This window comes from Streptomyces sp. DSM 120436, from assembly GCF_055778765.1.
On the sequence record NZ_JBSKBS010000002.1, the window covers coordinates 732,122 to 749,740 of the forward strand.

The 17,619-nt window shown below is 73.6% G+C and carries 18 protein-coding genes; 9 read left to right on the forward strand and 9 right to left on the reverse strand.

Annotated elements, in window-relative coordinates:
- Positions 1-43 precede the first annotated feature (43 nt).
- The 3 genes from ACWH4W_RS25205 to ACWH4W_RS25215 are packed head-to-tail and all read right to left on the reverse strand — an operon-like array spanning position 44 to position 3,293.
- Positions 44-1,114 (reverse strand): threonine aldolase family protein, encoded by a 1,071-nt coding sequence (locus ACWH4W_RS25205; protein WP_473079259.1) that lies wholly within the window; start codon positions 1,112-1,114, stop codon positions 44-46.
- A complete protein-coding gene (locus tag ACWH4W_RS25210) occupies positions 1,111-1,857 on the reverse strand; it encodes an SDR family NAD(P)-dependent oxidoreductase (protein ID WP_473078133.1) in 747 nt (248 codons plus the stop codon). Before ACWH4W_RS25210 ends, ACWH4W_RS25205 begins: the two co-directional genes overlap by 4 nt.
- Positions 1,858-1,895: 38 nt before the next feature.
- On the reverse strand, positions 1,896-3,293 hold the full coding sequence (locus tag ACWH4W_RS25215) for a DUF6421 family protein (protein WP_473078134.1): 1,398 nt from the start codon (positions 3,291-3,293) through the stop codon (positions 1,896-1,898).
- A gap of 254 nt (positions 3,294-3,547) precedes the next feature.
- On the opposite strand from ACWH4W_RS25215, the gene ACWH4W_RS25220 reads away from it, so the two are divergent.
- A complete protein-coding gene (locus tag ACWH4W_RS25220; protein ID WP_473078135.1) occupies positions 3,548-4,267 on the forward strand; it encodes a glycerophosphodiester phosphodiesterase in 720 nt (239 codons plus the stop codon).
- Positions 4,268-4,289: 22 nt separating this feature from the next.
- Here the strand turns inward: ACWH4W_RS25220 and ACWH4W_RS25225 are convergent, their stop codons facing one another.
- On the reverse strand, positions 4,290-4,832 hold the full coding sequence (locus ACWH4W_RS25225; protein ID WP_473078136.1) for a GNAT family N-acetyltransferase: 543 nt from the start codon (positions 4,830-4,832) through the stop codon (positions 4,290-4,292).
- Between the two features lie 148 nt (positions 4,833-4,980).
- Here ACWH4W_RS25225 and ACWH4W_RS25230 point away from each other — a divergent pair, with 148 nt between their 5' ends.
- The gene (locus tag ACWH4W_RS25230; protein WP_473078137.1) at positions 4,981-5,379 is read left to right on the forward strand and encodes a VOC family protein; all 399 of its coding nucleotides are present in this window, start codon (positions 4,981-4,983) and stop codon (positions 5,377-5,379) included.
- A 130-nt stretch (positions 5,380-5,509) separates the two neighbouring features.
- Here the strand turns inward: ACWH4W_RS25230 and ACWH4W_RS25235 are convergent, their stop codons facing one another.
- Entirely contained in the window at positions 5,510-6,097 is a 588-nt protein-coding gene (locus ACWH4W_RS25235; protein WP_473078138.1) for a MarR family winged helix-turn-helix transcriptional regulator, read from the reverse strand.
- Entirely contained in the window at positions 6,094-7,797 is a 1,704-nt protein-coding gene (locus ACWH4W_RS25240) for an FUSC family protein (RefSeq protein WP_473078139.1), read from the reverse strand. Before ACWH4W_RS25240 ends, ACWH4W_RS25235 begins: the two co-directional genes overlap by 4 nt.
- 158 nt (positions 7,798-7,955) lie before the next feature.
- On the opposite strand from ACWH4W_RS25240, the gene ACWH4W_RS25245 reads away from it, so the two are divergent.
- The 4 genes from ACWH4W_RS25245 to ACWH4W_RS25260 all read left to right on the forward strand — a co-directional run bounded on the left by ACWH4W_RS25245 (position 7,956) and on the right by ACWH4W_RS25260 (position 11,195).
- The gene (locus tag ACWH4W_RS25245) at positions 7,956-8,498 is read left to right on the forward strand and encodes a DUF5134 domain-containing protein (RefSeq protein ID WP_473078140.1); all 543 of its coding nucleotides are present in this window, start codon (positions 7,956-7,958) and stop codon (positions 8,496-8,498) included.
- Between the two features lie 105 nt (positions 8,499-8,603).
- Positions 8,604-9,539, forward strand: coding sequence for a M56 family metallopeptidase (locus tag ACWH4W_RS25250; protein WP_473078141.1), 936 nt, complete (start codon positions 8,604-8,606; stop codon positions 9,537-9,539).
- Between the two features lie 113 nt (positions 9,540-9,652).
- A complete protein-coding gene (locus ACWH4W_RS25255; protein ID WP_473078142.1) occupies positions 9,653-10,432 on the forward strand; it encodes a phosphatase PAP2 family protein in 780 nt (259 codons plus the stop codon).
- Between the two features lie 85 nt (positions 10,433-10,517).
- Positions 10,518-11,195, forward strand: coding sequence for a TetR/AcrR family transcriptional regulator (locus tag ACWH4W_RS25260; protein WP_473078143.1), 678 nt, complete (start codon positions 10,518-10,520; stop codon positions 11,193-11,195).
- Here ACWH4W_RS25260 and ACWH4W_RS25265 read toward each other — a convergent pair.
- The gene (locus tag ACWH4W_RS25265) at positions 11,183-12,685 is read right to left on the reverse strand and encodes an LVIVD repeat-containing protein (protein ID WP_473078144.1); all 1,503 of its coding nucleotides are present in this window, start codon (positions 12,683-12,685) and stop codon (positions 11,183-11,185) included. The genes ACWH4W_RS25260 and ACWH4W_RS25265 overlap by 13 nt on opposite strands.
- Before the next feature lie 208 nt (positions 12,686-12,893).
- Here ACWH4W_RS25265 and ACWH4W_RS25270 point away from each other — a divergent pair, with 208 nt between their 5' ends.
- Positions 12,894-13,553, forward strand: coding sequence for a DUF305 domain-containing protein (locus ACWH4W_RS25270; protein WP_473079260.1), 660 nt, complete (start codon positions 12,894-12,896; stop codon positions 13,551-13,553).
- Positions 13,554-13,577: 24 nt separating this feature from the next.
- On the opposite strand, the gene ACWH4W_RS25275 is transcribed toward ACWH4W_RS25270, so the two are convergent.
- Positions 13,578-14,042 carry a DUF6214 family protein gene (locus ACWH4W_RS25275; RefSeq protein ID WP_473078145.1) on the reverse strand — a complete coding sequence of 155 codons (465 nt, stop codon included), beginning with the start codon at positions 14,040-14,042 and terminating at the stop codon, positions 13,578-13,580.
- A 202-nt stretch (positions 14,043-14,244) separates the two neighbouring features.
- Between ACWH4W_RS25275 and ACWH4W_RS25280 the strand changes: the two genes are divergently transcribed.
- Positions 14,245-15,606: an FAD-dependent oxidoreductase gene (locus tag ACWH4W_RS25280; RefSeq protein ID WP_473078146.1), complete on the forward strand. Its 1,362-nt coding sequence runs from the start codon at positions 14,245-14,247 to the stop codon at positions 15,604-15,606.
- A gap of 357 nt (positions 15,607-15,963) precedes the next feature.
- Here ACWH4W_RS25280 and ACWH4W_RS25285 read toward each other — a convergent pair whose 3' ends face one another.
- Positions 15,964-16,317 carry an ArsR/SmtB family transcription factor gene (locus ACWH4W_RS25285; protein WP_473078147.1) on the reverse strand — a complete coding sequence of 118 codons (354 nt, stop codon included), beginning with the start codon at positions 16,315-16,317 and terminating at the stop codon, positions 15,964-15,966.
- A 123-nt stretch (positions 16,318-16,440) separates the two neighbouring features.
- On the opposite strand from ACWH4W_RS25285, the gene ACWH4W_RS25290 reads away from it, so the two are divergent.
- Positions 16,441-17,520 (forward strand): NADH:flavin oxidoreductase/NADH oxidase, encoded by a 1,080-nt coding sequence (locus tag ACWH4W_RS25290; protein ID WP_473078148.1) that lies wholly within the window; start codon positions 16,441-16,443, stop codon positions 17,518-17,520.
- The last annotated feature ends 99 nt before the right edge of the window (positions 17,521-17,619 follow it).

Genomic DNA, 17,619 nt, shown 5'->3' on the forward strand with positions numbered 1-17,619 from the left:
AGTCAATGAATTTTCAGTCGAGCGCATACCTATGCATACCGTGTCAGCGAGCCGCCTCCTCCTTCAAGGCGGCCACGAACCGGTCCACGTCGTCCTCGGTGGTGTCGAAGGCGCACATCCAGCGGACGTCGCCCGCGGCCTCGTCCCAGAAGTAGAAGCGGAACCGCTTCTGCAGGCGCTCGCCCACGTCGTGCGGCAGCCGTGCGAACACGGCGTTGGCCTGCACCGGGTAGAGGATCTCCACGCCGTGCACCGCGCGCACGCCCTCCGCGAGGCGCTGGGCCATCTCGTTGGCGTGCCGGGCGTTGCGCAGCCACAGGTCCTTGGCGAGCAGCGCCTCCAACTGGACCGACACGAAGCGCATCTTGGAGGCGAGCTGCATGGACAGCTTGCGCAGGTGCTTCATGTGCTTGACCCCGTCCGGGTCCAGCACCACGACCGCCTCGCCGAACAGCGCGCCGTTCTTGGTGCCGCCCAGCGAGAGCAGGTCGACGCCCACCGCGTTGGTGAAGGTGCGCAGCGGCACGTCCAGCGTGGCGGCGGCGTTGGCCAGCCGTGAGCCGTCGACGTGCACCTTCATGCCGTGCGCGTGGGCGTGCTCGCAGATCGCGCGGATCTCGTCCGGGGTGTACACCGTGCCCAGCTCGGTGGCCTGGGCTATGGAGACGACCTGCGGCATGGCCCGGTGCTCGTCGTCCCAGCCGTACGCCTGCCGGTCGATGAGCTCCGGGGTGAGCTTGCCGTCCGGGGTGGGCACGGTGAGCAGCTTGATGCCGCCGACCCGCTCCGGGGCTCCGCCCTCGTCCACGTTGATGTGGGCGCTCTCCGCGCAGATCACCGCGCCCCAGCGGTCGGTGACCGCCTGGAGCGCCACGACGTTGGCCCCGGTGCCGTTGAAGACCGGGAAGGCCTCGGCGGTGGGCCCGAAGTGGCTGCGGATCACCTGCTGGAGGTTCTCGGTGTACGCGTCCTCGCCGTAGGCGACCTGGTGACCGCCGTTGGCCAGGGCCAGGGCGGCGAGCACCTCCGGGTGGACCCCGGCGTAGTTGTCGCTGGCGAAACCGCGGACGTCCGGGTCGTGATGACGACGCGCGTCGGTCCTCGGCGGGTTCACGGCTTCTCGGTCAGCCACAGACGGTTTCCGTTCACTTCCGCGGCGGGCTTGTCCCAGACGCCGACGACGGCCTCGGCCAGGTCCTTGACGTCCGTGAAGCCCGCGAACTTCGCGTTGGGGCGCTCGGCGCGCATCGCGTCGTGCACCAACGCCTTCACCACCAGGATGGCAGCAGCCGACGTCGGCCCCTGCTCGCCCCCGGCCTTGCGGAAGTAGTCGGCCATGGCCAGCGTCCACGCCTCGGCGGCGGCCTTGCCCGCCGCGTACGCGGCGTTGCCGGCGGTCGGCCTGGTCGCGCCGGCCGCGCTGATCAGGACGTACCGGCCGCGGTCGCTGCGCTGGAGCGCCTCGTGGAAGGCGAGAGACGTGTGCTGCACGGTGCGCACCAGCAGCAGCTCCAGGAAGTCCCAGTCGTCGAGGCTGGTCTTGGTGAACGTCTCACTGCCGCGCCAGCCGCCGACGAGGTGGACCAGGCCGTCGACGCGGCCGAACTCCTTCTCGGTGCGGGCGGCCCAGTCCCGGGTGGACTCCAGGTCGAGCAGGTCGACCGTCTCGCCGGTGACGGTGGCCCCGCCGTGCGCGTACCGCGCGGCGTCGACGGCCGCCGCCAGCCGCTCCGGGTCGTTGTCCGAACCGACGACGGTGGCTCCCGCCTCGGCGAGCCTGAGCAGCGCCGCGCGTCCCGCGGGCCCGCCCGCGCCGGCCACCGCGATCACCGCACCCTCGAGCGCCCCGTTCCCCATGGTTCTCGCCTCCTGAGCAGTGTTGTGGACGAGATCGCTCACGCGGCGACCCGCTCGGCGCCGTCCGCCGTGATGCCCTTGGTCGAGGCGATCACGTTCTTCAGCTTCTTGGACAGTGCCTCATAGAACATGCTCAGCGGAAACTCGTCCGGAAGCACGTCATCGACGAGTTTCCGCGGCGGCAGCGACAGGTCGAGGGCCTCGGGGCCCTTGGCCCACGTGGAGCCCGGGTGCGGGGAGAGGTAGCGGGAGACCAGCTCGTAGCCGGCGAGCCAGTGGACGAGCTTGGGGCGGTCGATGCCGTCGCGGTACAGCTTCTCGATCTCCGCGCACAGCTCGTTGGTGACCCGCGGGGCGCGCTCCCAGTCGATGGAGAGCTTGTTGTCGGTCCAGCGGACGACGTCGTGCTTGTGCAGGTAGGCGAAGAGCAGCTGGCCGCCGAGACCGTCGTAGTTGCGCACCCGCTCGCCGGTCACCGGGAAGCGGAACATGCGGTCGAAGATGACCGCGACCTGCACGTCACGGGCCTGCGGCACGCCTTCGTCCGCGAGCTTCACGGCCTCCTTGAACGCGGTGAGGTCGCAGCGCAGCTCCTCCAGGCCGTACATCCAGAACGGCTGGCGCTGCTTGATCATGAAGGGGTCGAACGGCAGGTCGCCGTGGCTGTGGGTGCGGTCGTGGATCATGTCCCACAGCACGAAGGCCTCTTCGCAGCGCTTCTGGTCGTGGACCAGGGCGGCGACGTCCTCGGGCAGCTCCAGGCCCAGGACGCCCACGGCGGCCTCGGTGACCCGGCGGAAGCGGGCGGCCTCGCGGTCGCAGAAGATGGCGCCCCAGGTGAAGCGCTCGGGGGCCTCGCGCACGGCGATGGTCTCGGGGAAGAGCACCGCGGAGTTGGTGTCGTACCCGGACGTGAAGTCCTCGAAGGTGATGCCGCAGAACAGCGGGTTGTCGTAGCGGGTGCGCTCCAGCTCGGCCAGCCAGTCGGGCCAGACCATGCGGAACACGACCGCCTCGAGGTTGCGGTCCGGGTTGCCGTTCTGCGTGTACATCGGGAAGACGACCAGGTGCTGCAGGCCGTCCTCGCGGCGGGCGGCCGGCTGGAAGGCCAGCAGCGAGTCGAGGAAGTCGGGCACCTCGAAGCCGCCCTCGGCCCAGCGGGCCAGGTCCTTGCCCACGGCCTCGTGGTACGCGCGGTCGTGCGGGAGCAGCGGGGACAGTTCGTCGACCGCGCCGATCACGGTGCGCACGGCGTGCTCCGCGTCGGCACGCGACGGAGCGCCCTCGGCCGCGAAATCGATGGAGCCGTCCTTGGACTGCCAGGGCCGGATCCGCTCCACGGCATCCTTGAGCACGGGCCATGCCGGGTGCTCCACCACCCTGATCATCGAAGGAATCCGCTCCCCCGAACCCTGCTGCACAAGAATTTCCGTCATGTCCCATCCTCCACAGGAGAACCTTGCGTACGCCTGACCGTATACACAGGGCGTTTCTCCCATCAAGGGGTGCCTCAGGAAAATATCCTGCCTCACCCGGGGAGTCACCGCATTTTTTCCTGTCGGCTACCCCGTCCGGCGACGCTCCATGCGTTCTGGGTGCGGACCCTGGACGCCGTGGGCAGAGGCGATACGGTCCCAGAGGGCCGTAGGGAAGCGGTCCCCCGCCGCCGTCGACGGAAGCGAGTCGGATCTTGAACTTCCTCACCATCGGTCACCGCGGAGTCATGGGCGTCGAACCCGAGAACACCCTCCGGTCCTTCGTCGCCGCCCAGGAGGCCGGGCTCGACGTCATCGAACTGGACCTGCATCTGAGCAAGGACGGCGCGCTCGTGGTGATGCACGACGCGCGCGTGGACCGCACCACGGACGGCACGGGTGCCGTCGCCGACAAGACCCTCGGCGAACTGCGCGCGCTGGACGCCGGGCGCGGCGAGCGCGTCCCCCTCTTCGAGGAGGTCCTGGACGCGGTCCGGACGCCGCTGCAGGCGGAGATCAAGGACGTCCGGGCGGCCCGGGCGCTGGCCGAGGTGATGAACGACCGGGGGCTCGCCGGCCGGGTCGAGGTCGCGTCGTTCCACGACGAGGCGATCGCCGAGATCGCACGGCTGGTGCCCGGGGTGCGCACGGCCCTCGTGTCCGGCCTCCCCCACCCCCGGACGAGCTCGAGCGGGGGGACCCCCACCGGCACCGACGTGGTGGACCGGGCGGTGGCCGTCGGCGCCTCGAGACTGTGCCTGAACATCCGCCGGATCACCCTGGAGATCGTGGAGCGCGCCCGCAAGGCGGACCTGTCGGTGGTCGGCTGGGTGGTCAACACGCAGGACCATCTGCGGCTGGTGCGGGCGCTGGAGCTGGACGGGGCGACCACCGACTACCCGGAGATCAAGCGCACCGGCCGCTTCACCGCGTGAGCGGCCGGACGCCGTACGACGGTCAGGTCAGCTCCTTGACCAGCAGCTCGAACTCCAGGTCGTCACGGAGCGGGACGCCGAAGCGCTCGTCGCCGTACGGGAACGGCGTGGTCTTTCCCGTACGGCGGTAGCCGCGTCGCTCGTACCAGGCGATCAGGTCCTCGCGCACGGAGATCACCGTCATGCGCATCTCGGTCACGCCCCAGTCCTCGCGGGCCCGGCGCTCCGCCTCCGCGATGACGGCCCGGCCGAGGCCGGCGCCCTGGAGGGCGGGGCTGACCGCGAACATCCCGAAGTAGGCGTGGTCCCCGCGGTGCTCGAGCTGGCAGCAGGCCACGATCCGGCCGTCGCGCTCCACGGTGAGCAGCCGGCTGTCCGGCGCCTTCAGGACCTCCAGAACACCCTCGGGGTCGGTCCGCTGCCCGTGCAGGATGTCCGCCTCGGTGGTCCACCCCGCGCGGCTGGACTCCCCCCGGTAGGCCGACTCGATCAGCTCGACGAGGGCGTCCACGTCGGCGTCGGTGGCGTGGCGGAAGGTCGGTGCGGCGTCGGCGGCGGTTCCCATGGCGCGGTTCCTCGATTCGTGCGCGTCTCTTTCGACGTGGCCGGGACGGGCCGAGAGTAACCCGCCGCCGCCGGGCGCCGAAGGGGACGTCCACCCTCCGGACGGCGGGTCGGCGACGGCTCGCGGGTCCTCGCCTAGGCTCGGCCGCATGGTGCATGTACTCAGCAGCCGTGTCCTGCTCCGTCCCTCCGACCCCGAGCGCTCCCGCGACTTCTACGGCCGTCGGCTCGGGCTCGCCGTCCACCGCGAGTTCGGCACCGGCCCGGAGCGCGGCACCGTCTACTTCCTCGGCGGCGGCTTCCTGGAGCTCTCGGGCCGCGCGGACGCGGCCCCGGCGGGCTCCCCCGATGTGCGGCTGTGGCTGCAGGTGGAGGACGTGGAGGCGGCGCGGGAGGAACTGACCGCGCGGGGCGTGGAGATCGTCCGCCCTCCGGTCGAGGAGCCGTGGGGTCTGATCGAGATGTGGATCGAGGACCCGGACGGCACGCCGATCGTCCTCGTCGAGGTCCCGGCCGGACACCCGTTGCGGTACCGGCCGGGGATCTAGACCTCGTGCTGCCCTCCCCGCGGGACCGGGACACGCCGGCTGCGTCCCCAGCCCGTCCGGCGCCCGCGGACGAGGCCCGCCGGGGCCGGAGCGGGGTTCCGGGGCGCGGCCCCCGGGTACGGTCGTCCCCCTACGCGCGCAACGCGCCCAAGCGCCCCTCCAGCTGGGACAGCAGTCCCCCCAGCAGGGAGGCGAGATCACCCAGCTCCGCGTGGTCGAGCCCGGACAGCACCGCGGTCTCGTAGGACAGCTGCGCCGGCAGGATGCCGTCCACCAGCTCGCGGCCCGCGTCGGTGAGGCGTACGTGCGCGACCCGGCGGTCCCGGGTGTCACCACGGCGTTCCACCAGGCCCCGCTCGGTGAGCTGCTTCAGCCGCTTGGTGACGGCGGCGCCGGAGGAGAAGGTCTCGCGGGCCAGCTCGCCGGGGGTCAGCTCGTGCCCCGTGCGGCGCAGCGCGCCGAGCAGGTCGAACTCCGGGCGGGTGAGCCCGGCCCGCCGCAGCGGGGCGTCCTCGGCCTGTTGGAGGAGCGCCGCGCAGCGGTTGATGCGGCCGATGACCTCCATCGGGCCGGTGTCGAGGCCGGGGTGGACCGCCCGCCACTGCCGGACGACCTCGGCAACGGTGTCGCGCCCGGGGGCGGACGGGTCCGCGGTGTTCGAGGTGCCCGGCGTGCCGGTGACACCGTCGCCGGCCGTTGGCCCGTGGGGCGCCGTCATGGCGATGCGTCCTCCGTGTGCGTGTGCGTGCTGGTGCCGGGGTCCGGGAGGAGTCCCTGGCGTCGTACCGTCGCCGCGAGCGTACGGTGTGCCGCCTGCTCGGCGAGCACCACCCGCTCCCGGGGCAGCGTGCGCTGCCACCATTCTCCGGCCGCGACGTCGGCGGTGGCGCGCAGGTCGACCACGGCGGCGGCGAGCCCGCGACGGGCGGCTTCCAGGGCCGCGGGCGCGGCCTCCGGGTCGGCCGCCAGGCGGGCGGCGTGCTCGCGGGCCCGGTCTGCGGCGGTGAGCGCCCGCTCGACGCGCCGGCCTGCCCGCCGGTCGGTGACGGCGACGGCGGCGGCGAAGCCGACCAGGGCGCCGACCAGCGTGTCCACCAGCCGGTCGGCGACCAGCTCGCCGGTCGGCCGGTAGCCGGGCAGCTCGGTGACGAGCAGCGCCAGCGGCGTCACGCAGACGCTGCCGAGCCAGTAGTTGCGGCCGATGAGCGCCTCGGCGCCGAAGTTGCAGGCCAGGATGGTCAGGACGAGGGCGAGCGGGCCGAGCTGGGCGACCGGGGCGACGGCCGCGAAGAGCAGCACGCCGACGAGGTTGCCGACGACGCGCTGCACGGTTCTGCTCCAGGTGAGCGTGATGTTGGCCTGGTAGAGGGAGGCCGCGGTGACCAGGGCCCAGTAGGGGCGGTCGGCGCCGAGGGCGAGGGAGGCGTGGCCCGCGAGGGCGCAGCCGAGCGCGGTGCGGACGGCGGCCGGGGCCAGGGGTCCGAGCCGGGTCCGCAGCGGGCCGGGCGCGGTGGCGCGCTCGGCGGCCACGCCCGGGAGTTCGTCCCGCTCGACGGGCGGGCCGTCGTCCCCCCGGCGCGGGTCGCCGGCGTGCGGGACGCGGCCCGTGCCGCGCACCGCGCGGGCCCAGGCGCGGAGGCGGGCGGGGTCGGCGTCGGCCGGTGCGGCGAGGGCGACCTCGGCGCGGACGACGAGCCGTCCGAGGGCGCGGCGGGTGGCGGAGGGGCGGTCCCCGGCCACGAGCAGGGTCTGCCGGGCCGCGTGCACGGCGGCGTAGGCGGCAGAGCGGGCGCCCGGGCTCCCGTCGTCGCCGTGCGCGGTCTCGGCGTATGCGGCGGCCTCCTCGAGGGCCCGGGCGGTGGCCCGCCGTTCGGGGCCGTGCGGCCGGAGCGGGGCGGGGACCATGCCCACCAGCCAGGCCCACGCACCGGCCGCCGCCGCGAGCGCGAGGTGGCCGGGGACCTGTTCGAGGGTCTGCGGCACGAACAGCGAGGCCGAGCTGACGAAGGTGAGGATGACGTGCGCGGGCGGCCCGACGCGGGTGGCGTCGCACACCGCCTTCTGGACGGCGGCCAGCAGGGCCCCGACGGTGACCAGCACGGCGGCGTTCCGGGTGAGGGAGGCGGTGACCAGGGCCACGGCGAGGCCGCCGAGCATGCCGAGGATCACCCACGCCAGCACCTTCGCGCGGGCGGCGTACGGGCGGTTGTGCGCGTACAGGGCGCACAGGGACCCGGCCATGGTGTACGCGGCGAGGTCGAGGCGGCCGAGCGCCACCAGGAGCAGGCCGGGCGGGGCGACGGCGGCGACCACGCTGAGGGCGGGCTTGAACCAGACGTCGGAGGGGCGCCCGAGGCGCAGCGGGCCGGCGACCGGGAGACGCCGGACGCGCGAGGGAGTGGGGAGGGCACTGCTCATGACCAGCAATGTTAACAGGTGTTTTACTTGTAAAAATTTTACCGGGAAGGCCATCCGCGCCCCCGGAAGCCCCCCGCGTACCCCCTCGCGCTCGCGTACGCGCCGTCGGACCCGGGCATTCCCTGACCGTCCGGTGGAGCGGTTCGAGGGGGGTTCGCGTGCACGGACCGGGATCGTCCGGCTGGCTGCTGGTGGCGCTCTGCGCGGTGACCGGCGCCTACTGCCTGCTGCGGATGCGCAGCCGCGTCGAGGAGCAGCGCCGGGCGGCCGGCGGCGAGGCGCTGATGGGGTTCGGCATGGCGGCGATGGCGGTGCCGGCGGCGGTGTTCACCCCGCCTGCGTGGGCCTGGCCGCTGTGGGCGGCGGTGTTCGGGGCGGCGGGGCTGCACGCCCTGTGGGCGGCCCGCGCGTCCGCGCGCCATCTTCACCATGTGGTGGGCGCGGGCGCGATGGTCTACATGGCGGTGGCCATGGCGGCCGCCCCGCAGGGGGCGCACCACGGCGGCGTGGGCATGCCCGCGCTGACCGCGGCCCTGCTGCTGTACTTCACGGCGTACGTGCTGGTGACGGGCGCGCGGCTGGTGCCGGTGGCCGCCGTGGCGGGCGGACCGGGCACCGGGTGGGGCGACCGGCCGGAGCTGGCGCGGGCCTGCCGGCTGTCGATGGGGATCGCGATGGTGGCGATGCTGCTGATGATGTGAGGGCGCGCAGGAGGCCGTCCGGCCGTCGGTGCGGGACCGTTGTCTGCGTCACTTCGGACCGCGGGCCCGTTTCCAGGGGGGCGTCCGCGCTTCTAGGCTGCTCCCATGATCCTCCCCGCGGTCCTGCTGCTGCTCGGTGTGCTGACCGCCGTCGTGGGTCCCCGGCTGCTCGCGCGGGCCGACTGGCCGGACCGGGAGCCGGTGGTGGCCCTGTGGGCCTGGCAGTGCGTGATCGCGGCGGTGCTGCTGTGCTGCGCCCTGTCGATGACGTTCAGCGCGGCGGCGGCCTGGCGGGCGGTGGGCGGCCGTGTGTTCACGGGCGCGCCGGGCGCGGTGGCGGAGGCGTACACCCTGGGCACGGCGGGTCTCTGGGCGCATGTCACCGCCGTGGTGCTGGCGTGCGGCGGGCTGTGGAGCGGGGCCATGCTGCTCCGGGAGATCGCGCGGGCCCGCGCCCGGCGCCGGGCGCGCCGCGCGGAACTGCGGCGCCGGGCGCCCCTGCTGCCCGGCGAGGAGCCGGGTTCCGACCGGCTCGTGGTGCTGGAGGGTGACCGTCCCGACGCCTGGTGCCTGCCCGGCTCCCCGCCCCAACTGGTCGTCACCACGGCCGCGTTGCAGCGTCTGAAGGGGAGGCAACTGGACGCCGTGCTGGCGCACGAGCGCGGTCACGCGCGGGCCCGCCACGACTGGCTGCTGCACTGCTCGTCGGCGCTGGCGGAGGGCTTTCCCCAGGTGCCGGTGTTCTCCGCGTTCCGGGACGAGATGCACCGGCTGGTCGAACTCGCCGCGGACGACACGGCGTCCCGCCGGTTCGGCCGGCTGACCACCGCCCTGGCCCTGGTGGAACTCAACGAGGACCGCGGCGTGTTCGGCCCCTGCCCCACCACGCAGGCGCACGTCCCGGCGCGGGTGCACCGGCTGCTGGGCCCGGGCGACCGGCTGACCGCGGGACGGCGGCTGCGGCTGACGGCGGTCGCGTCGCTGGTGCCGGCGGTCCCCGTCCTCGTGGCGTTCCTGCCGGGATTGCGGGCACTGGGGTAGGCGACGGCCCCGACGCGGCCGGACCGTCCCGGCCCCGGGCCGGTCCGCGCCCCCTGAGGACCGGGCGTGCCGGGTTCCTGGCCCGGGCGCCCCCGGTCGGCGAGGATCATTCCATGCGCACCCCCCACGCCCCCGCACCACCCACGCCCCCCGGATCCCGCGCACCGGCCCGGTCGGCGGCGGCGTCGGCCGCCGTGCTCGCGGCCGCCTCCGCGCTGCTGCTGGCGCTGGTCGCCGCCGAGTGGCGGCCCCTGCTCGACCTGGACGGCGTCATCTCCCGCACCACGCACCGCTGGGCGGTGGCGGAGGGCGGGCTGACCCGGGCGGCCCGCGTCCTGACGGACTGGGTGTGGGACCCGTGGACGATGCGTCTGCTGTGCGCGGTGGTGGTGGTCCTGCTGCTCCGGCGGCCGGCCACCCGGTGGACCGCGGGGTGGCTGGTCGTGGTGGTGGCCCTCGGCACGGCCGTGCAACAGGGGCTGAAGGCCGCGCTCGGCCGGGAACGCCCGGTGTGGCCCGACCCGGTGGACACGGCGCACTACGCCGCCTTCCCGTCGGGACACGCCATGACCGCGACGGTCGTCCTGGGACTGCTGCTGTGGGTGCTGCGCCGCCGGAGGCCGGGACCCGCGCTGTGGCGCACGGCGCTCGCGGTGACGGTCGTCTCGGTGGCCGGCGTCGGTCTCACCCGGATCTGGCTCGGCGTGCACTGGCCGACGGACGTCCTCGGCGGCTGGCTGCTCGGCGCCCTGACGGTGGTCGGGGCGGTCGCGGTGCACCGGCGGCTGCGTCCCGCCGCCCCTGACCCGGCACCGGGCCCCTCGGCCGGTGCGCGCCCGTCGTCCGTCCCCGAACCGTTCACCTCGGACGATCCCCCGCGTCGCCCGAGGTGAACGGCAGCCCGAAGAGGGCCCGCCAGGGCCCTTCCAGGTGCGCTGAGTATAGTTGGCTGGCAGCCAGTCAACGCAGGAGTCCAGCATGTCCCCGCGCAGCGCCCTGGTCAATGAAGAGTTGCGTCGGCGTTCCAAGGAGCGGCTGCTGCACGCGGCCGTCGAGCTGGTCGACGAGCGCGGGTACGAGGCGACCACGCTGAGCGACATCGCCGACCGGGCGGGCTCCGCACGGGGTCTGGTGTCGTACTACTTCCCGGGGAAACGCCAGCTCGTGCAGTCCGCGGTGCACCGGCTGATGCACCGCACCCTGGAGGAGACCCTGGAGCGCGAGCCGCGCACCGAGGACGGCAGGGAGCGGATGGCGCGGGCCATCGACGCGATCCTGGGCCTGGCGCGGGACCGGCCGGTGCTGATGCGCCAGCACATGGCGGGGCTGCTGCAGGCGGAGGGCTTCCTGCCCTGTCCCGAGCAGCGGCGGCTGGCCGAGCTGCTGAGCGACACCGTCGCCCGGCACGGCTCGCAGGACGTCGGGGCCGACTACCCGATGCTGCGGGCGCTGCTGATGGGCGCCGTGTACGCGGCGGTGATGCCGGGGGCGCCGATGGCGCTGCCGGTGCTGCGCGCCGAGCTGTTCAAGCGCTACCGGCTGGACTGGGAGATGGGTGTCCCGCCGGGCCCCGGGGGGACCGGCGGGACGGAGGAGAAGGACCGGACGGACATGGCCCGGTTCTTCGCGACGGATCCCGGGACTCAGTCGAAGTAGTCCGGCTGCGTCTGCACGTTGAGCTCCTGCATACGGACCCAGCGGGCCGCGTCCGTGCGCCTGTCGTCGATCTTCAGGACGTCGAAGCCCTTGGCCATGTCGTTGGAGTAGATGTAGCCGTTGTAGTAGTACGCCGACCACGAACCGCCGGTGACGAGCTGGTCGGTGGAGAGCGGCCCGCGCTCGAAGTAGGCGATCTCCCTCGGCTTGGACGAGTCGGTGAAGTCCCACACCGAGACGCCGCCCTGGTACCAGGCCTGGACCATCAGGTCACGGCCGCGGACCGGGATCAGCGAGCCGTTGTGGGCCACGCAGTTCTCGGTGTCCGCCTGGTGACGGGGGATCTTGAAGTAGCTGCGGAAGACCAGCTTGCTGCGGTCGCCCTTGCCGACGATGTCGTAGATGCCGTCCGCGCCGCGGTCGGGACCGATCTCCGCGTTGCAGGTGGCCGCGCCGCCGCCGCCCAGCTCGTCGGTGAAGACGACCTTGTCGGCCCTCTGGTTGAAGGTCGCCGAGTGCCAGAACGCGAAGTTCACGTTGTCCTGGACCCGGTCGATCACCTTCGGACGCTCGGGGTTCTTGATGGAGAACAGGATGCCGTCGCCCATGCACGCGCCGGCGGCCAGGTCCTTCGAGGGCAGCACGGTGATGTCGTGGCAGCCGGTGGTCTTGGAGACGCCCGGGTTGGTGGGCGCGCCCGGGTTGCCGCCGCCGTCCGGGCCCTCCCCCGGGAACAGCACGGGGAACCCGACCACGGCGGCCTTGTGCGGGGCCTTGCGCGGGACCTTGATCACGGAGATGCCGTCGTGCGGCGGCTGGCAGTCCGGGTAGGCCGCGTTCGGCGAGTAGGAGGAGACGTAGACGTAGACGTTCTTGCGCTCGGGCACCAGCGTGTGGGTGTGCGAGCCGCAGGCGGTCTCGACGGCGGCGACGTAGCGCGGGTTGCGCTTGTCGCTGATGTCGAAGACCTTCATGCCCTCCCAGGAGGACTTCTCGGTGGCCGGCTGCGTGGTGCTGTTGCAGCTGCTGTCACTGCGCGAGGAGTCCGTGGACAGGAACAGCAGGTTGCCGGAGACGGAGATGTCGTTCTGCGATCCGGGGCACAGCACCTGCGCCACGGTCCTGGGCTTCCTGGGGTTGCTGATGTCGAAGATGCGGAAGCCGTCGTAGTTGCCGGCGAAGGCGTACTTCCCCTGGAAGGCGAGGTCCGAGTTGGTGCCGGACAGCACGTCCTTGGGGATGTTGGCCACGTGCTTGATGTTGGCGGAGTGGACGATCTCGTCCTGGCCGGGTATCTCACCGCTCTTGATGGCCGCCCGGGCCTCGGACTGGTCGCTGCGGGACACGTCCTTCGGGGCGGCGGGCGAGTCCCCCGGGTCCGGGATCGCGGCGGCGGGCGCGGCGGTGAGCAGCGCGGCCAGCAGGCCGCCCGCCGCCGCGGCAACTCCCAGCCGTCTCCGCCGGGTTCGGGAAACGCTCAACAGGATCACTGTTTTCCTCCCTGGTTCCGTTCACATCGGAACGGTGTGGCACCGGCAGTATCGTCTTCGACATGCACATACCAACAGAGGGCCAACGCCATCGCACCGAAGTTTTCTGATCGGAGTCGCGAGGAAGCGTGCTAGGACGGTCATCGACACTCACGAGGTGTCCCGCACCACTGCCGAGCGGGGATACCGCCAGCCACAGGAGGTCCATGTGCACTACCGCCGCGTGCCACGCCTGTCCGTCGTCGCCGCCGGGCTGACCGCGCTGGCCGTCCTCGGGCTCGTGGGCTGCGACTCCGGCGACGACGCCGAGTCGGCTCCCGCGAGCGGGCCTTCGGTGATCGCGCCCGGCGCGCCCGGTGAGGAGAACCGCACCCTGTCGGCCGAGGAGGCCGAGCGGCAGCGCAAGGAGGACGACTCCCCCAACTCCGCGGACGTGTCGTACGCGCGGATGATGATCCAGCACCACGCGCAGGCGCTGGAGATGACCGAACTGGTGCCGGGGCGTGCCGAGTCGCCGAAGGTGGCCGGGCTGGCCGAGCGCATCGCCGCCGCGCAGAAGCCGGAGATCGACGCGATGAAGGGGTGGCTGCGCACCCACGGCAAGGCGGAGGAGGACGCCGGTCACGGGCACGGCCACGCGACGATGCCCGGCATGGCGACCGAGGCGCAGCTCAGGCAGTTGCGGGCGGCCGAGGGCGCGGCGTTCGACCAGCTGTTCCTCACGCTGATGATCACGCACCACCAGGGCGCGATCACCATGGCCACGGAGGTGAAGGGCCAGGGGAACAACATCCGGATCGAGGAGATGGCGGACGACGTGGTCGCGCAGCAGACCAGCGAGATCAACCGGATGCGCGACCTGCTGTGACGTTCCGCCGGGACGGCGGGCCGGTCAGCGGCGGGCGTGGCGCGGGGAGAGCAGCCCCGCGTCGCGCGTCCGGCCGATGAGGCGGAGCGCGCCGCGCCGGCTGTAGCCGGTCTGCTCCATCACGGCGAGCACCGGGTCGGCGCCCCGCTCCTGCGCCGCCCGGTACGCCCGGGCCACGAGCGGCCACTCGGCCCGCCCGCCCGCCGGGTCCTCCCGGTGCGCGCCGCCGGTGTCCGCCCCGGGCTCCGCCTCCGGCTCGGGCTCGGCGCCGCAGGCCCGCGCCAGCGGTCCCTCGATCCAGTCGGCGAACACGGCCAGGTCCTCCAGCGCGAGCGCGGGGCGGGCCTGGACGTCCTCCACGCAGACCCAGCCCTCGCTCACGGACGCCAGCGCCTCGATCACGGCCCCGTCGGGGAAGGCCAGCCGCACGTGGAGCCACCGGGTGGCACGCTCGCCCTCCCGCACCTCCCACGCGGGCCACACGGACACCGCACCCTCTGTCGGAGAGCGATCGGAAAGTTGAAGAAAAGATGCCTCGAGCACGCAGGCAACGTAACGGTGTGATCAGTTTCCCTCCGTAGGAACACGCACCCCGGACGGCGGACGGCACCCTGTCAGCGCAGTGAAGGGGGTGCCATGCTGGAGGCACCGGCGGACTCCCGCCGGTCTCCCCGGGGTGAGGAGTTTCCCCGTGCTGCGTGTCGCCGTCGTCGGAAGCGGGCCCAGCGGGTGCTACACGGCCCAGAGCCTCGTCCAGCTCGATCCCGAGGTGCGGGTGGACGTCCTGGACCGCCTGCCCTGCCCGTACGGCCTGGTCCGCTACGGCGTGGCCCCGGACCACGAGAAGATCAAGTCCCTGCAGGACAGCCTGCGCACGGTGCTGGAGCACGAGCGGGTGCGCTTCCTGGGCGCGGTGCCGGTCGGCCCGGACGGGGTGCCGGCGGCCCGGCTGCGGGAGCTGTACCACGCGGTGGTGTACTGCGTGGGCGCCGCCGCGGACCGGCATCTGGGCGTGCCGGGCGAAGCCCTTCCGGGCAGTTGGTCGGCGACCGAGTTCGTGTCCTGGTACAGCGCGCACCCGGACGCCGCCGACGCCGGGTTCCTGCGCGGGGTGCGGTCGGCGGTGGTCGTCGGCGTGGGGAACGTCGCCGTGGACGTCACCCGCATGCTGGCGCGCGGCGCGGGCGAGCTGCGCCCGACCGACATGCCGCACGCGGCGCTGACCACCCTCGCGGCGAGCGAGGTCACGGAGATCCACATGGTCGGCCGGCGCGGCCCCTCGCAGGCCCGCTTCACCGCCAAGGAACTGCGCGAACTGGGCACGCTGCCGGACACCGCCGTCCAGGTCGACGCGGCCGAGGCGGCGCTCGACCCGGCGTTCGCCGACCCGGCCGGCCTGCCGCCGCCCCGGCGCCGCAACGTCGAGGTGCTGCGCGGCTGGACCGCGCCGGCGCGACCGGACGCCCGGCGTCTGATCCGGCTGCGCTTCTTCCTCCGCCCGGTCGAGCTGCTCGCCCGCGACGGCCGGGTGGGCGCCGTGCGCTTCGAGCGGACGACGCCGGACGGCCGCGGCGGGGTCGCGGGGACGGGCCGCTTCGAGGACGTCGAGGGGCAACTGGTGCTGCGGTCGGTCGGCTACCGGGGCGTGCCGCTGGAGGGGCTGCCGTTCGACGCCGCGACGGGCACGGTGCCGCATCACGCCGGGCGAGTGCTGCGCGGGGGCGCCGTCGCCCCGGGCGAGTACGTGGCGGGCTGGATCAAGCGGGGCCCGACGGGCGTCATCGGCACCAACCGCTCCTGCGCGAAGGAGACGGTGACGTCCCTGCTGGAGGACGCCCCGTCCCTCACCGGCCGCGCCCTCCCCGACGACCCGCTGCCGGCCCTGCGCGCGGAGGGCGTCGCCCCGGTCGCCTGGCAGGGCTGGCAGGCCATCGAACGCGCCGAGTCCCGCCTGGGCGCCTCCCTCGGCCGGGGCGTCGTCAAGCTCCCCGACTGGGAGTCGCTGCTGACGGCGGCGCGGGGCGAGGACGGCGGGGCCGTCCGGCAGCCATAACCCCGCCTGCCGCGTGGCCGGACGGTCACGCCCGAGCAGGCGGACTGCGGAGCCGACCCCGCCGGACCGCCGCTCGCCGCCCCGCCGGGGAGCGAGCTGCGCGGCCCTGCAGGCCTCTTCCGTCCGCCTCGTCACGGAGGCGGACGCGAGCAGCCGGCGGGGGCGTCTCCCCGGCCGACGCGGCGCGCGAGGCCCGTACGCTGCTCGCCCGCGCCGACGGCCTCACCAGCCACGTCCTCATCGGCCACCTGACGGCGGGGGAAGCCGAGGACCTGCTGCACACACCGGTCAGGGCCTGGGGAACGCCTGGGCTTCGCCGCCTCCGGGAAGACCGGCCGACCGCCCGCGGCCGGCGCGTCAGGACCGCGCGTCGCGCGCCGCCTGGTGGCTCACCGCGGTGAGGAGGGCGTCGAGGAGGCCCGGGAACAGGGCGTCCAGGTCATCGCGGCGCAGGCCGTTCATCTTGGCGGTGCCCTCGTAGACCTGCTGGATCACACCGCTCTCGCGCAGCACGCGGAAATGGTGCGTGGTGGTCGACTTGGTGACCGGGAGGTCGAAGTGGGAGCAGGACAACGCGGCCTCGGCGTCCGCGAGTTCGCTGACGATGCACATCCGGACGGGATCGGACAGCGCGTGCAGCACCGAGTCCAGCCGGATCTCGTCCCGCGCGGGGTGGGGCAGGACGCGGCGGCTGGGAAGGGCGGTCGTCACGGCGGCTCCATGGTGCTCCGGGAGCCCTCATTGTACGAGAACCTTCGTAGTTTGACATCCTACGTACTACGACGGCTATCGTACGAGCCGCACACCCGCCGTCTCCGCCGAACGGAGCTCATCGTGAGCACGCTCTTCGAGCCGTACACCCTGCGCGCCCTGACGATCCCCAACCGCGTGTGGATGGCGCCGATGTGCCAGTACTCGGCCGCGCCGGACGGCCCGGAGGCCGGTGCGCCGAACGACTGGCACTTCGCGCACTACGCCGCCCGCGCCACCGGCGGCACCGGGCTGATCGTCGTCGAGGCCACGGCGGTGTCGCCGGAGGGCCGCATCTCCCCGTACGACCTCGGGATCTGGAACGACACGCAGGTCGAGGCGTTCCGCCGGATCACCCGCTTCCTCTCCGAGCAGGGCGCCGTGCCGGCCGTCCAGCTCGCGCACGCCGGACGCAAGGCGGCGACCGACCGGCCCTGGAAGGGCGGGGCGCCGCTCGGACCGGAGGACCACGCCTGGCGGCCGGCCGCGCCCAGCGCGGTCGCCTTCAGCGAGCGCCACCAGGTGCCGGACGAGCTGAGCACGGAGCAGATCCGGCAGATCGTGGGCCGGTTCCGTGCGGCCGCCCGCCGGGCCCTCGCCGCCGGTTTCGAGATCGCCGAGATCCACGGCGCGCACGGCTACCTGATCAACGAGTTCCTCTCCCCGCACTCCAACCGCCGTACCGACGCCTACGGCGGCTCGTACGAGAACCGGACGCGGTTCGCGCTCGAGGTGGTGGACGCCGTGCGTGAGGAGTGGCCGGACGACAAGCCGCTGTTCTTCCGCGTCTCCGCCACGGACTGGCTGGACGCGGCCGGCTGGACCCCGGACGACACCGTGCGCCTCGCCGCCGACCTGCACCGGCGGGGCATCGACCTGCTCGACGTCTCCACCGGCGGCAACGCCCCCGGCGTCCGCATCCCCACCGGCCCCGGCTACCAGGTGCCGTTCGCCGCGCGGGTGCGCCGGGAGACGCCGATGCCGGTCGCCGCCGTGGGCCTGATCACGGACGCCGGGCAGGCGGAGAAGATCCTCGCGGGCGGTGAGGCGGACGCCGTGCTGCTGGGCCGTGAACTGCTGCGCGACCCCTTCTGGGCCCGCCGGGCCGCCCGCGAGCTGGGCGCCGAGGTCCGCGTGCCGGACCAGTACCACCTCTCCGTCTGACCTGTTCCCCCCCACCGTGTCGCGCCGGCGGCCCGGAAGCCCTTCACGGGCTTCCGGGCCGCCGGCGTCCGTCGTCCCCGACCGAACAGGAGGCACGCG

Bases quoted from the DNA above. Each gene is read 5' to 3' on its own strand.
- ACWH4W_RS25240 (WP_473078139.1), bottom strand. From the start codon at position 7,797: ATGAGCAGTGCCCTCCCCACTCCCTCGCGCGTCCGGCGTCTCCCGGTC.
- ACWH4W_RS25215 (WP_473078134.1), bottom strand. From the start codon at position 3,293: ATGACGGAAATTCTTGTGCAGCAGGGTTCGGGGGAGCGGATTCCTTCG.
- ACWH4W_RS25260 (WP_473078143.1), top strand. From the start codon at position 10,518: ATGTCCCCGCGCAGCGCCCTGGTCAATGAAGAGTTGCGTCGGCGTTCC.
- ACWH4W_RS25250 (WP_473078141.1), top strand. From the start codon at position 8,604: ATGATCCTCCCCGCGGTCCTGCTGCTGCTCGGTGTGCTGACCGCCGTC.
- ACWH4W_RS25255 (WP_473078142.1), top strand. From the start codon at position 9,653: ATGCGCACCCCCCACGCCCCCGCACCACCCACGCCCCCCGGATCCCGC.
- ACWH4W_RS25225 (WP_473078136.1), bottom strand. From the start codon at position 4,832: ATGGGAACCGCCGCCGACGCCGCACCGACCTTCCGCCACGCCACCGAC.
- ACWH4W_RS25210 (WP_473078133.1), bottom strand. From the start codon at position 1,857: ATGGGGAACGGGGCGCTCGAGGGTGCGGTGATCGCGGTGGCCGGCGCG.
- ACWH4W_RS25235 (WP_473078138.1), bottom strand. From the start codon at position 6,097: ATGACGGCGCCCCACGGGCCAACGGCCGGCGACGGTGTCACCGGCACG.
- ACWH4W_RS25230 (WP_473078137.1), top strand. From the start codon at position 4,981: ATGGTGCATGTACTCAGCAGCCGTGTCCTGCTCCGTCCCTCCGACCCC.